Annotated in this window: 15 protein-coding genes; 5 read left to right on the top strand and 10 right to left on the bottom strand. The window is 71.1% G+C overall.

The features are described from left to right. The first annotated feature begins 427 nt into the window (after positions 1-427). The 3 genes from ACFWR9_RS24540 (at position 428) to ACFWR9_RS24550 (ending at position 4,499) form a co-directional block, all read left to right on the top strand. Positions 428-1,117 (top strand): hypothetical protein, encoded by a 690-nt coding sequence (locus ACFWR9_RS24540; protein WP_383845725.1) that lies wholly within the window; start codon positions 428-430, stop codon positions 1,115-1,117. A gap of 36 nt (positions 1,118-1,153) precedes the next feature. Further along, positions 1,154-3,820: a Helicase associated domain protein gene (locus tag ACFWR9_RS24545; protein WP_383845727.1), complete on the top strand. Its 2,667-nt coding sequence runs from the start codon at positions 1,154-1,156 to the stop codon at positions 3,818-3,820. A 340-nt stretch (positions 3,821-4,160) separates the two neighbouring features. Next, positions 4,161-4,499, top strand: a complete 339-nt coding sequence (locus tag ACFWR9_RS24550) for a hypothetical protein (protein WP_383845729.1) — start codon at positions 4,161-4,163, stop codon at positions 4,497-4,499. Here the strand turns inward: ACFWR9_RS24550 and ACFWR9_RS24555 are convergent. The 10 genes from ACFWR9_RS24555 to ACFWR9_RS24600 all read right to left on the bottom strand — a co-directional run bounded on the left by ACFWR9_RS24555 (position 4,496) and on the right by ACFWR9_RS24600 (position 11,465). Beyond that, positions 4,496-5,353 (bottom strand): hypothetical protein, encoded by an 858-nt coding sequence (locus ACFWR9_RS24555; RefSeq protein WP_383845730.1) that lies wholly within the window; start codon positions 5,351-5,353, stop codon positions 4,496-4,498. The genes ACFWR9_RS24550 and ACFWR9_RS24555 overlap by 4 nt on opposite strands. A 34-nt stretch (positions 5,354-5,387) precedes the next feature. After that, entirely contained in the window at positions 5,388-5,822 is a 435-nt protein-coding gene (locus tag ACFWR9_RS24560) for a hypothetical protein (protein ID WP_383845732.1), read from the bottom strand. Positions 5,823-5,834: 12 nt separating this feature from the next. Then, positions 5,835-6,749: a hypothetical protein gene (locus ACFWR9_RS24565; protein ID WP_383845734.1), complete on the bottom strand. Its 915-nt coding sequence runs from the start codon at positions 6,747-6,749 to the stop codon at positions 5,835-5,837. A 98-nt stretch (positions 6,750-6,847) separates the two neighbouring features. Continuing rightward, a complete protein-coding gene (locus ACFWR9_RS24570; RefSeq protein ID WP_383845736.1) occupies positions 6,848-7,810 on the bottom strand; it encodes a hypothetical protein in 963 nt (320 codons plus the stop codon). Beyond that, a complete protein-coding gene (locus ACFWR9_RS24575) occupies positions 7,807-8,352 on the bottom strand; it encodes a hypothetical protein (RefSeq protein ID WP_383845738.1) in 546 nt (181 codons plus the stop codon). The genes ACFWR9_RS24570 and ACFWR9_RS24575 overlap by 4 nt, the downstream gene beginning before the upstream one ends. A 214-nt stretch (positions 8,353-8,566) precedes the next feature. Then, complete coding sequence (locus ACFWR9_RS24580) at positions 8,567-9,055, bottom strand: GNAT family N-acetyltransferase (protein ID WP_383845740.1); 489 nt, start codon at positions 9,053-9,055, stop codon at positions 8,567-8,569. Then, positions 9,049-9,933, bottom strand: a complete 885-nt coding sequence (locus ACFWR9_RS24585) for a hypothetical protein (RefSeq protein ID WP_383845742.1) — start codon at positions 9,931-9,933, stop codon at positions 9,049-9,051. The genes ACFWR9_RS24580 and ACFWR9_RS24585 overlap by 7 nt, the downstream gene beginning before the upstream one ends. Beyond that, positions 9,849-10,547 (bottom strand): DUF6875 domain-containing protein, encoded by a 699-nt coding sequence (locus ACFWR9_RS24590; protein ID WP_383845744.1) that lies wholly within the window; start codon positions 10,545-10,547, stop codon positions 9,849-9,851. Before ACFWR9_RS24590 ends, ACFWR9_RS24585 begins: the two co-directional genes overlap by 85 nt. Beyond that, the gene (locus ACFWR9_RS24595; RefSeq protein WP_383845746.1) at positions 10,544-10,945 is read right to left on the bottom strand and encodes a hypothetical protein; all 402 of its coding nucleotides are present in this window, start codon (positions 10,943-10,945) and stop codon (positions 10,544-10,546) included. The genes ACFWR9_RS24590 and ACFWR9_RS24595 overlap by 4 nt, the downstream gene beginning before the upstream one ends. Positions 10,946-11,060: 115 nt before the next feature. Continuing rightward, complete coding sequence (locus ACFWR9_RS24600; protein WP_383845748.1) at positions 11,061-11,465, bottom strand: DUF6415 family natural product biosynthesis protein; 405 nt, start codon at positions 11,463-11,465, stop codon at positions 11,061-11,063. A 148-nt stretch (positions 11,466-11,613) separates the two neighbouring features. Here ACFWR9_RS24600 and ACFWR9_RS24605 point away from each other — a divergent pair, with 148 nt between their 5' ends. Continuing rightward, positions 11,614-12,702, top strand: coding sequence for a helix-turn-helix domain-containing protein (locus ACFWR9_RS24605; protein ID WP_383845749.1), 1,089 nt, complete (start codon positions 11,614-11,616; stop codon positions 12,700-12,702). A 14-nt stretch (positions 12,703-12,716) separates the two neighbouring features. Next, positions 12,717-13,289: an HD family hydrolase gene (locus tag ACFWR9_RS24610; protein ID WP_383845751.1), complete on the top strand. Its 573-nt coding sequence runs from the start codon at positions 12,717-12,719 to the stop codon at positions 13,287-13,289. Positions 13,290-13,359 lie beyond the last annotated feature (70 nt).

Below are 13,359 nucleotides of genomic sequence, written 5' to 3' on the forward strand. Positions count from 1 at the left end.
GATGTCAACGGGGCGCGGCCCCTCCTCTCCCTTCGTCCACGCGGCGCGTGGGCGCCTCCCTCCGCTGCGCTCCTGGAGGCAGTGGGGCCGGCCGCTGCGCGCCCGGCTGGCCGCGCATCGCGCGGCCGTGGCTGACGGGGTGCCAGGTGCGGCTAGTGGGGCCTCCAGTAGGGGAGTTGGGGAGCGCGGGGCGCTCCTGGCGGGTCCGCTGCGCTCCCCCGCCTGACGGTCCTTCCGGCTGCGCCTCCAGTCCCTTGGGGCCCGCTGGCGCGGGCCGGGCTGGCTGTGAGGGTGGGGGTCGCTCGTTCGTGTGGGTTCCAGTGTACCGCGTGCATCCGGTAGATGCAGCATGTACCGTTGGCGGAAACACGGGACACCCCCCAACCACCCGGGAAACTCCCCGGAATTCCGAGAGGAACGACCGCAGATGACCGGTCACCAAGAATCTACCGGACCCGATCCCGCGCTGAGCAGCGATTCCATCCGCCGGGTGGGCCAGTATCAGACGGCGGGCGTCAATGCCCGGCTCCGGCTGTTCGCACTCCTGGAGGCGCAGGGCGTGCCTGCGAGCGAGGCGGACGACCTGGTGGCCGCGCTGGAGGCCGGAGCGGTCGCCGGGGCGCAGAGCGAGGTTGTGGAGCGGGAGGGCATGGCGCCGCGCTCGCGTGGCCCGGAGTTCGGGGACGGCTGGGATGACGGCGTGACGGCTGTGAGCGAGGCCCTGGTGGGCATCGCGGACCGGGAGTGGTCCCGGCGCGGCGGCCGGTCGGCCGGGGCCGCTGAACTGGCTGTACATATCGCGGACGTGAGGCAGCGTGAGCGGGCCGACCTGGTGCGGCTGGAGAGGTACGTCCGGGAAGCCGTACTGCCGGCCACCTACCCGCACACCACGGCACGCCGCCAGGTCCTGGAGGTGCTGGGTGAGGCCGGCGGTCTGTGCACCGCCCGCACGAGGAACAGCGACGGGGACGTCATCGTCTGCACGCTCGATGCCGGTCACTACGACCCGGACGACAAGCCGCCCTTCAGGGACGGAAAGCCCGGCGGCTGGCACAAGGCGGATGCGTCGATCTGGAACGACCTGGGCGCGGCCTGTATTCCGCACGCGGCCCTCTGAATCACCACACGAATTCAGCGCTCGGGGAGGCAAGAAATGTCAGCGATTCGGCTCAAGGAACACCAGGTAGATCAGCGGTCCGCGTTTCGTAGGTGGGTGGGATTCCCTGCAAGGTCATCTGTGCCCCCGCAGGGTGCCCGGGGCACGATCGTGTCAGCGACCGGTTCGGGCAAGACGATCACGGCCGCCGCTTGCGCGCTGGAGAGCTTCGCGGACGGCCGGATCCTCGTCACCGTGCCCACCTTGGACCTGCTCGCGCAGACCGCCCAGGCGTGGCGGGCGGTGGGCCACCGGGCCCCGATGGTCGCGGTGTGCTCGCTGGAGAACGACGCGGTCCTCAACTCGCTCGGGGTGCGCACGACCACGAATCCGATCCAGCTGGCCCTGTGGGCCGGGCACGGGCCGGTCGTCGTGTTCGCCACGTACGCCTCTCTCGTGGACCGCGAGGACATCGACGCACCCGAGGGCCAGCGGAAGGTTCGCGGGCCGCTGGAGGCCGCTCTGGCGGGCGGGGAGCGGCTCTACGGCCAGCGCATGGACGGCTTCCACCTCGCGATCGTGGATGAGGCCCACGGCACCGCTGGTGATCTTGGCCGTCCGTGGGCCGCGATCCACGACAACGCCCGCATTCCGGCGGACTTCCGGCTGTACCTGACCGCCACCCCGCGCATCCTCGCCGCGGCCCGCCCGCAGAAGGGTGCGGACGGCCAGGAGGCGGAGATCGCGACCATGGCCGACGACCCGGACGGCACGTACGGCGCGTGGCTCGCGGAGCTCGGACTGAGCGAGGCGATCGAGCGGGAGATCCTTGCCGGGTTCGAGATCGACGTGCTGGAGATCCGTGACCCCTCCCCCGTGATCGGGGAGTCCGAGGAAGCCCGGCGGGGCCGGCGCCTGGCCCTGTTGCAGACCGCGCTCCTGGAGCACGCCGCCGCGTACAACCTGCGTACGGTCATGACGTTCCACCAGAAGGTGGAGGAGGCGCAGGCGTTCGCGGACAAGCTCCCCGAGACGGCAGCCGAGCTGTACGTCAACGACGCGTCCGACGCCGACCTGGCCGCCGCGGACAAGCTGCCGAAGTCTTCGATCGACGCGGAGTTCTACGAGCTGGAGGCCGGCCGCCACGTCCCGCCGGACCGGGTGTGGTCGGCGTGGCTGTGCGGTGACCACCTGGTGGCCGAACGCCGGGAGGCGCTGCGCCAGTTCGCCAACGGCATCGACGCGGCCGGACGCCGGGTGCACCGGGCGTTCCTCGCCTCGGTTCGCGTGCTCGGTGAGGGCGTGGACATCACGGGCGAGCGGGGCGTGGAGGCGGTCTGCTTCGCGGACACCCGCGGCTCGCAGGTGGAGATCGTGCAGAACATCGGCCGGGCGCTCCGTCTCAACCGCGACGGCAGCACGAAGGTGGCCAGGATCATCGTGCCGGTGTTCCTGGAGCCGAACGAGGACCCGACGGACATGGTGGCCAGCGCCAGCTTCAAGCCGCTCGTAGCGGTCCTCCAGGGCCTGCGCAGCCACGATGAGCGCCTGGTGGAGCAGCTCGCCTCCCGCGCGCTCACCAGCGGCAAGCGCAAGGTCCACGTGCAGCGCGACGAGGACGGTCGGATCATCGGGGCCGGCGGCGAGAGCGACGGCGAGGACCAGGAGCACGACGACGACACCGACGCCGCTGCCGAGTCCGCGCTGCTGCACTTCTCCAGCCCGCGCGACGCGGCGACCATCGCGGCCTTCCTCCGTACGCGGGTGTACCGGCCGGAGTCGCTGGTGTGGCTGGAGGGCTACCAGGCCCTCATCCGGTGGCGTGCGGAGAACGAGATCACCGGCGTGCACGCCGTGCCCTATGACGTCGAGGTCGAGGTCGGGGCGACGAAGTCGTTTCCGCTTGGCCGGTGGGTGCACCAGCAGCGCAAGGCGCTGCGGGCCGGGGAGCTGGAGGACCGGCGCAAGACGCTGCTGGACGCCCCAGAAGCCGGGATGCTCTGGGAGCCGGGTGAGGAGGCGTGGGAGGCCAAGCTGGCCGCGCTCCGCTCGTTCCGGCGGGCGACCGGGCACCTCGCGCCGCGTCAGGACGCGGTGTGGGGTGAGGGCGAGGCGATGGTGCCGATCGGCCAGCACATGGCCAACCTCCGGAGGAAGGGCGGTCTCGGGAAGGACCCGCAGCGGGCCGCCGCCCGCGCGCAGCAGCTGACGGAGATCGACGCGGACTGGGACTGCCCGTGGCCGCTGAGCTGGCAGCGGCACTACCGGGTGCTCGCGGACCTGGTCGACGCCGACGGCGTCCTGCCCTACATCGCGCCGGGCGTCGTCTACGACGGCGACGACATCGGCACCTGGAGGTGGCGGCAGCAGGAGGTGGGCACCTGGGCGCAGCTCCTGCCCGAGCAGCGCGAGCGGCTGACCGCGCTGGGCATCAAGGCTGAGGCCCCGTCTCCCGCCCCGGCAGCGACGCCCGCGACGAAGGGGCCGGGCAAGGCGCAGCAGGCGTTCCAGCGGGGCTTGGCGGCCCTTGCGCAGTGGGTGGAGCGGGAAGGCGCGGGCCGGGCGGTGCCGCGAAGTCACGGGGAGCCGATCGCGGTCGACGGCGAGACGGAGCCGGTGATCGTGAAGCTGGGCGTATGGGTCTCGAACACCAAGTCGAGGCGCAACAAGCTCACGGCGGAGCAGCTGGACTCGCTGCGGAAGCTGGGCGTGGAGTGGGCGTGACACGGGGCCGCGGCCGGTCGTTGGGCCTGAAGGTCAAGTGAAGTGCACCAAGACCCCGGGATGTCATGGCTGATGCCCGGGGTCTCGTGCTGCGTGGGGGCCGCGGACCGGGCCGGGGCCGGGCACCAGCCCTGCAACACGGGGTGCAACACCGGAACGCGAGAGGCCATGTGCGCGGCATCGCCCCAGGTCAGGGGTGAAACGCGGGGCAGCGTTTCAGAGGCGGTGTTTCAGTGCGGGACCGGGTGTTGCAGTTGGCTCGGTGGAAGCTCTGCGCCCCAGGAAGCGGCGCTGACAGACTCGGGCGTGCAGTGATCACCCACCGTCGACGGAGGACGCGTTGAGCCAGCAGGAGCAGCCCTGGCAGCCGGGCCCGAACGATCTGCCCTTCACTACCCACCTGATCAACCCGCACGGCGACCGGCACCTCGGATTCAACGACGTGGAGGGCCGCTTCTACCGGCTGTGGCAGCACCGGCAGCCCGAACCGCTCCACACCGGCGACGCGATCCTGCTGCGCCCCAGCGACATCGACCAGATCATCAAGTTCTCCATGATCTGGGTGAAGAACCACCCCACCCACCCGCGCAGCAGCGACCTGTCGGACGAACTCGCCGCCGGGGCCAAGGCGGTCGTACTGCACTTCGCCCAGGCCGCGCAGGCCCCCGTACAACGCTAGGACGGCCCCTCCGGCGCCGTGCCCCACCGGCCGACGAACTCCTCCAGGGCGCGGCGCTGGGCTTCCTCGCGGGCGACCTGCCGGGCGAGGACGTCGCGGTCGACATACGGGCCGACCGCATCGAGGACCAGGCGCTGGAGTTCAGCCGGCTCCAGCGCCTCCACCTCCCACTGCACCGGGCGTGCCGGGTCAAAGCCGTAGCGGCGGGCGAAGGCCGGCCAACGTGGGTCGCCGCGCTTGCCCTCGGTCGCGGGCAGCTCGTAGGCGCGGACCTGCTCGTAGGTCAGCAGGATCCGCTCCGTTCGGCTCCAGCATCCCGTGCGCGCTACCCAGTCCCGCTCGATGTCCTCGCCCGAGCAGTCGAAATCACCAACCACGAGTAGAACCCCACTGCGAGGGTCGGCGGTGACGCGGTCGTGGACGATGTCGGCGTACGACTGCGAGCCGAAGCCGCGGACCACCAGGACCGGGATGCCCGCGTACGCGAGCCAGCCGGTCAGCTGCTGTCGGAGGGTGTCCTTTTCGGCAGCGACGTACAGGGCATGCGACTGGCCACTCGTGCGATCCAGACCGAACCAGCCGGGCATCTCCCGTACGAACGCGTCCACGCCCGGCCAGACAGGCGGGGCGTGGATCTCCCGGACGGTGTCGATCAGGTCGGGGAAGCGGCCCTCGCGGCGGGCGCGGGCGAGCTGCGCGGACAGCCGTCGGTACATCGGCGCGGTGTGCGGCAGCGCGCCCTCGGAGACCAGGCGGTACATGACCTGGCGCAGCGTGACGCCGCCCTCGTAGCTCTCCACGATCTCCCGGGCCCGGTCCACCACGGCCGGCCACCGGATCCGCTCTGACGCCATACCGGTACTTGTACCCCTTCGGCGTCGTCCGGGGTCAGATGGCGCTTGGGGCGACGGCGGCGCGGAATTCCTGCGTCATCAGCGGGACCGAGCCACGCTGCACCGGTGCCGGGCCCGGTTCGCCCCAGACCTTGTGGAGCGCCGCGCGCAGCTTGTCGTTCATCGCCGCATCGACCACGGCCCGGTGCTCGTCGGGCACCTCGCGAGTGTCCTGGACGGCAACCATGGTGCCGTTGCGGGTACCGATCCACCCGAGGGTGGTCACCTTCCAGCCGAGTTGCTTGGCCGCTTTGCGCATCGCGGCCCGAATCAGTTCCACCCCGCCCAGCCCCACGGCCTCCTCATCGTCCAGGTTCACCTGGTAGTAGCCGCCGTATCCTCCGGCGCCGTCCGGGCAGGCCCGGCGCAGCAGAGGGATGAGGGCCTCAGACATGGCGATGCAGCGCGGGTCCTTCGCGTACGACGGCACCGGGGGTCTCCTTCAGCGCGGGGTGGGCAGGTGGGGCAGCAGCGTAGTGAGATCCCTGCGGACACGTTCCGCCAGGACGGCCGGGTCGTTCGCGGTCCACTGGTGGGTCACGCCGATCGCGTCGGCGGCCTTGGTGCGCGAGGAGGTCTTGTGGGGGAAGGCGCCGCCGGTCACCCGGGCGGTGAGGGTCACCGGTCCCGGCGGGCGTGGCAGGAACAGCAGCGGCTGGTGCGGGGTGAAGTCGAAGTGACCGAGACGGGCGGCGGGCTCCTGGTCGAGGAACTGCGGCTCGGTCCACAGGCCGACGCTGACCACCAGCCAGGTGTGGGGGCGGTCCGGGTCGTCGCACAGCCACAGGTCGAACGTGCCGGCCAGCAGATGTTCCTCCCACTTCCAGACTTTGGCCCGCGGTTCGAGGTCGGCGGCACCGTCGGTACGCAGCGGCATCAGCGCCTGCTCGAACGGGGTGATCACATCGGCGTATGCGGTGCGCAGAGCCTCGCTGGCGGCGTTGTCAACCGTCAGCTCACGGTCCGGGATGATCTCCCACTCCAGTCCGGAGGGCACGTGGCCGTCCAGGTACTCGCGGATCGGAGTGAGGACCAGCGGCACACCGTCCTTGTCGCGTCGGATGTGCTCGGCTGCGAGCAGGCGGACCCACCACGCGTAGTAGGGCGTTCCGCTGTCGTCGGAGTCGCAGTCGACGCACAGCTCGTAGACGCAGCCGAGGGAAGCGGCAAGCTGGGTCATCGCTTCCTTGGTTTGCTCGTCCAGGTCCGGGTCCTCACCGGCGAGTTGCTGCGGGTCTTGGACCTCCAGCTTCCAGACCACCCAGTCGAAGTCCTCCCAGTGCTTCGCCTGCTTCGCGTCCTGTGCCACCGCCGCCCGCCCCTCCGCCTGCTTGTTCTGGTTCAAAGGCCAGTACATCAGCGGGCAGACGGCACCGTGTGGCGTTCACGCTCCCCCGCCCCCAAGGAGCGAATCACCCTGCCGGGCGTCAGGGCGTGCCATGCCGCCCGGCAGGGCTACCAGCGGCGTAGGTCCTTGGTGAGTTCGCGGTGCCACTCGGTGCGGCGCGGCACGTACTCATCGGGTGCCGCACCGAGCGCGACGGCCTGGTCCGTGATCCCGTAGGTGACCCGGTAGGCCAGGAACTGGGTGGCATGGTCCATCCACTCTTGCGTCTTGTGCGCCGGCGGGACGGGACCGAGCACGGTCACGAACCACATGGGCAGCAGGGCGCGGTCACGGATCGCGTCGGCCAGGCGGCCGCGCAGCAGCCAGTTCAGCTTCCGCTCCGCCTTGTCGCCCTGCTCGATCAGCGACGCCTTCGCCTGCCGCAGAGAGTCGTCCTGGGCCAGTGCGGCCCGCGCGGCCTGGGCAGTGTTGGCCAGCTTCTGAGCCCGCTGACCGTGGCTCTCGGCGAGGGTGCGGGACATGCCGAAGTCCATGACGGCCTGCTTGAACTCGCGGGACGTGCGCGGCTGACTGGCCAGGACGCCGGCGGCCTCCACGACTTTGTCTCGGTGCTCGTCGCGCTCTTCGACTGCCCCTTCGTAGTGGCGGATGTTGAGGCGGTGGGCCTCGCGCTGGTGTCCGGGGAGCAGGCCGGAGCGTACGTTCCAGCCATGGTTGGCGGTCCTGGCCAGCTTCTGCCACTCCGGGTCGATGGTGTCGAGGTCGGCGAGCGGGGCGCCGCCCGCGGCGAGCAGGTGCGCTTCGAGGGCCTGGACGCGGCCGGTCAGTCGCTTGAGGGCCTGCTCGGTGTCCTGGATGTCGCCGCGTACGTCGTCGTCCAGCTCGGTGAGCTCGGTGCGGACGGTGCTGAGGTCGTCCTCGATGCGACGGACATCTCCGCGGATGTCGTTCAGCTCGTAGTCGAGGTCTTCGACCTCCCCCAGCTTCGTACGCAGCGAGTGCAGCTCGTGCTCCACTCCGCCGGTCCGGCTTTCCAGACGGCGGACCTGATAGCTGTGGTCGTCGCTCACCGGCGCGCCTCCTTCGGGTCGGCGCCCGTGCTGTCCATCGAGGACCCGGCGACAAGCACCCAGCCGATGGCGGCGGCGATGATGAACCACCGGCTGATCACGCTCAGGCTGATGAGGGCCATCAGGAGCGCGACCACGTGCAGTGCGACGGCTCCGAAGCGGCGGTCACGGTGCTGTTCGGCATCGACCTTCTGAAAGCAGCCGGCCACCGTGCCCATGAAGTGCGGGCCCAGCAGGACCAGCCACCAGGTCGAGTGGTCGAGGATGAAGACGAGCGCGATCAGCACGGCCCCGATGGCCGCCTGGCCGCGCCAGGACCACGTCACGATGCGCTCACTGCGTCTGCGCTCGGGTTCGGCCAGCCGCTCGGGGATCGTCTTCTCGAACTCCACCAGCCTGCTGGTGACGTTCACCAGTCGGGCGTACTCCACCGCGAACTGCTCGTCATCGACGTCATGCTTCAGAACCTCGGCACGGCGAGCGCCGACCTTCTGCTGAAGCTGCGCCAACTGCTCTTCGATCTGCTGCTCGGTGCTGCTCACCGAACCACCCCCACCCGCAATGCGACGACACGCCGACCGGACACTTCCCCCGCCGGCGGACACCGCCAGCCGTCAAACCGATCGACCGTACCCACAGCTGTCCGGGCCCCGTCGGGTAATCGCACGCAGTGGCCGAAACCATGTCGATCTCTTCCGCGCATCGGTGCGTGCCCGGGGATGCCACGTTGTCTCTGTGGGCTGGCAGAGGCAGTCGTCATGAGTTCTGCAGGGCGTACACCTGGTACGGCACGGTGGTTCCGCCGTCGGCCTGCCGGTCGGACGTCCCGGTGTGGGTGAACCCAGCCTTGATCAGGACGCGGCCGGAGGCGGGGTTGTCGGGGTGGTGCATGGCCTCCAGCCGGTTGAGGCCGGCGGTGGTGAAGGCGGCGGCCACGACCTGGTGGGCGGCCTGGGTGGCGTAGCCGTGGCCCCAGGTGTCTTCGCGGAGGATGTAGCTGACGGTGCCCATGGCCAGGGTTCGCCGCCGCAGGGAGATCAAGCCGATCAAGTCGTCCCCGTTGAGGATGGCCCAGCTCCACTGCGCACGCGGGGTTTCGGCGGCTCGGGCGAGGGCCGTGCGGATCTTCTCGTGGGCCTGGTCGAGGGTGAGGGGCTTGCCGGTGGTGTGCCGGATGGAGGCGCCGCTGTAGACACGGGTGAGGGCGGGGGCGTCGTCGGGGACCAGGGCGCGCAGGGTCACCATGCGGTGGTCAGCTCCTTCGCGGTGGGCCGGTCTACGGGATCGGGGGCCAGACACGCGGTGATGGCGTCCTCGAACTCGGGGAATGGCCACGGCCGGACGTCGCGCAGTGCGGTGGTGGTGCCCTTGGCGATGGCGGTCAGCTTCTCCAGTCGGTCGGTGGCGTCGTCGTAGGGGACGGGGCGGTGGCCGGTCCAGCACCAGAACAGGGAGGCGCCCAGGCTCCAGATGTCGGCGGCGGGATGTGCCTGGATGTGGGTGTCGGCGGGGGTGGAGAGGATCGCGGTGGCAATCTCGGGAGCGGTGGTGTGGGTGAGGGCGCCCCGGTACGGAACGGGGCGGCCGTCGCCGGGGCCGCAGGCGAGGGCGTAGTCGATGACCGCCGCCTGGCCGTCGTTCGTGACGAGGGTGTTGGTGGGCTGGACGTCGGCGTGAGCCCAGCCTGCCGTGTGCATCCGGGCGAGGCGATCCGACCAGCTGCGGGCGATGCCCGTGAGCCAGGGTCGGACCGCGGCGCGGTCTCCTTCGGGCCCGCGGGTGAGGGCGAAGGCCCGCCACAGGGGCGCGCCATCGATCCAGTTGACGGCCAGCCACCGGCCGCCCTCCCACGCCCCGGCGCTCACCCGGTAGTCGGGGCTGATGGCTCCGGCTGCCGTGAGGCGAAGAAGGTGGTCGTCCTCCTGGGCCATCTCTGCGGCCTTCTCGCGGGCGTTGTCGGCGTCGGGGGTGTTGGTCTTCACCGCGACCGCTCCCTTGGGGCCCTGCACCTTCCAGGCCCGGGAGCCGCGCCGGTCGCTCAGGAGCTGGACCGTGGTGGGTTCGCCGGTGTGGCCGGTGAGGAGGGCGACGGCTTCGGCGGGGGGAGGAGGTTCCTGGCCCATGTGCGGATGTCCTTCCACTCGGTGGGGAGGTGCTCGAACACGTCGCGGCCGTCGTCGTCGGCCGCGGCGAGGGCTGCGGCCAGGTCGGGGGTCGCGTGCAGGAAGCGTGGGTCGCGGCGACGGACGGCGGCCCTCACGGGGAGGAACGAGGCGGGGGCGGCCGGGATCCGGTGGCCGGCCCCGGTGACTTCCTCTTCTCCCGCGTAGAACTTGCCGAACATCACCCCGACCGGTCCGTAGAGGTTCTTCAGCACCCAGTGCGGCCAGGCCAGCAGGTCACGGTGCCCAGTGCCAGACACGTGGCCCACCAGGACGATGTTCTCGCACCGCAGAAGGCCGTGGGGCCGGTTCAGCAAGGGCCGCAGCCACTCCGCGGCTTGAGCGCCCGCGTGGAAGAGCTCCGCCTGGACGGCTTCGGCGTCGCCGTCGACGCGGTAGACCGTCCAGGTCGTCAGGCCCTGCTGGAGGGAGGGGGCCAGGTAGGGGCAGTGGGCGGTCATCCGGCGTGCGTAGTCGCTGATGTCCACGGAGTTCGGCCGGGTGGTGCTGGCCTCAACGAGGCGCAGCGCCCCGGCGGTGAGCCGGGACGCTGCGCTGGTACGGCTGGTGGTCACCGGCGGGCGGTCTCCGGCTGGTCGGGCACGATGTCGCCGTCGCCGCCGGCGGGGCCGCAGTCCCACTCGGCGACCACGATGCCGCTCTCCTGGTAGCGGGCGATGGCGGCCTGGTCGATGTTGCCGTGGGCGTCGGTGAACCAGATCTCCGGCAGCGGTCCGTACGCCTCTTCGTAGGCGGTGACCCAGGCGATCGGGCCGTGGCCGTTGTTCGCGACGTGCCGGATGGGCTGGCCGGCGGTCTCATGGCACAGGGCCGCGTAGGCGGGGGTGCCGAGCTGCTCGTGCCACTCCTTGTCCACGGCCGGGGAGAACATCTCGGGTGCGCTCTGGCCGTTCTTGAAGCGCTGGCCGGTGATGGTCAGGAACCGGCGCAGCTCGGTCGTTGCGGTGCTCATGGTGGTGCCCCTCTCGGTGTCAAGTGGTGCTCGCCCCGTCCGGATGGTCCGGGGTGTGGTGCTGGTGTGCCGCGCACCCGGGGTCGTTGGGGTCGCGCCCGGGTGCGCGGCGGTCTCAGGGGACCTTGGCTGGCTCGGGGGCGGCGCTGACGAGGCGGTCCAGGCGCTCGTACAGGGCGCGTACGAGGCGGGCGTGGCGCTGGGTGCAGCGCGCGGTGCCTTCCGCTGGGACGGACAGGCGTCGGTCGGCTTCCTCGAGGACGACGTCGGCGAGGGCGCGAGCGGCGTGGTCGTGGGGCAGCAGGTCGGCGGCGCGGCGGACGTCGGCGGCGACGGCGCGGGCGGAGCCGGTGAGCAGGAGGGTGATCTGCTTCAGGTCGTCAGGTGGCAGGCCGGGGTCGCCGGTCCATCCGAGCACGGCTTTGACCAGACCCTTGTGGAGCTCCCGGTCCAGGGGGAGTTCCAGTTCCGCTTCGAGGCGTCCTTCGGGGTCGTGGACGACCACGTGTGTGCTGCTCATCGGTGCCTCGCCGGGTCGTGGGTCGCGGGCGGCACGGTCTCGTTCGTCGGACGTCGACCGCATCCCGACCGTACGGGCGGACCCGATGCGGTAGGACTGACCGTGAGTACGGGTTTGGGTGCGCAGGGCAATCGGGGAGCAGGCCGGTATGGGCAGGCCCAGGCGAACGACATCAGGTGTGGTGACCGGCTTCGTGCTGCGTCTGATCCGCGAGTCGGTCCCGTGCACGCAGGCCGCCCTGGCGGAGGTTCTGGGCGTGGACGTGGACACGCTCCAGGGATGGGAGTCGGGACGGCGCCCGCTGGCGAACATGCGGGCCGGGGCGCTGCTGGAGCTGCGCCGCCGTCTGCCGGCGCTCGGTGCGGACGTGGCGCTGGTGCCGTGGCTGGACGCGGCGATGGACGCGGACCGGATCATCGCGGCCGGACTGGACGGCGAGGTCGGCGGGCCGCACCCGCTGGCCGGGTGGGTCCATACCCGGGACACCGCGCACATGCTGGCCTGGGCGCTGAACGGCACCGTCCCGCCGGCGCTCGCCGGACGCTTACCCCGGCCCCGGCGCGGTCCGGTCGCCGTCGCGCCGCAGCTGGCGGCTGCGGACCGGACGGTGTTCTTCGACCGTCTGCGTGGCACGACCGAGGCGGCGGCACTCCAGGGCGAGGGCGGGGTGCTGCTGCACCGCCAGGCGCTCTACCTCGCCTCGTACGACCGGGGGCCGGACGCGGCCGCGTGGACCGCGCACACCCTTCACCGGCGCCGTGACGTGCTGGCCCGACGGGGCTGGTCGCCGCACTGGGCGGAAGCCCGCTCCACCGCGACCGCGCTCGCCCGGCTCGGAGATCCGCAGCCGCTGCTGGACTTCATCGACCGCGCCCTGGCCGACGACGACACCGCGGAGGCCGCGAACCTCAACTACTGGGCGCTGTGGCTGGGCGCGCTGACGCTACCGCAGCCCAACGACGCGTTCATGCGCAACCGGGACCTGACGGGCTGGGATCCGGTGACCCTACTGCGGGGCCTGGCCCACGGGCTGCACCTCGCGCCCGGCTACGTCGACCTGTACGCGCACTCACTGTGGGCGCTGCTGACCGCGTTCCCGTGGCTGCCGCAGGCCGCCGGGCCGCTCTCTGACCTGCTGCGCGAGCAGGCCGGCCAACTCCTTGACGGGACAGCGCTAACGGCGAGATCCCGGCGCGAGCTCACCCACGTCCACTACGTTTTCGATCACAACCGCTGACACCGGAGGACCGCATGACCGACGACACCACCAGGGGTACCGCGAGCTTCATCTCCGAGATGGGTGTGCTCAAGCGCGTGGCCCGGACCGGCTGGTGGTTCACCGGCAACAAGGCTCCCGAATCCGTGGCGGAGCACTCTTTCCGTGTCGGGGTGATCGGTTCCGTCCTCGCCATGATGGAGGGCGTCGATCCGGCCCGGGTCGCGTTGATGTGCCTGTTCCACGACTCCCAGGAGACGCGGATCGGGGACATCGCGCACATCGGCCGGAAGTACATCAGGGCCGCCCCGAACGGTGAGGTGACCGCCGACCAGGTTGCCAACGCCCACCCGGCCGTGCGCACCGGCGTGCAGAGCGCGGTCGACGAGTACGAGGCCGCCGAAACGCCGGAGGCGATCGTCGCCCGCGACGCCGACAAGCTCGAATGTCTGGTCCAGGCGGTGGAGTACCGGGAGCAGGGCTACAGCCTCACCCAGAACTGGATCGACACCAGCCTCGCCTCGCTCAAGACCCCGTCCGCGAAAGCCCTCGCGGACGCCGCGCTGAGCATGGACTCACTCCAGTGGCAGCAGAACTTCCTGCCCTGACCGATTCCAGGCGAGCGCACTGGTGTTGAGCAGCCTGAGTCAGAGCCGGGCCCCGGGACGTCATGGCTTC

The sequence above is a fragment of the Streptomyces sp. NPDC058534 genome (assembly GCF_042717365.1).
Taxonomy (GTDB): domain Bacteria; phylum Actinomycetota; class Actinomycetes; order Streptomycetales; family Streptomycetaceae; genus Streptomyces.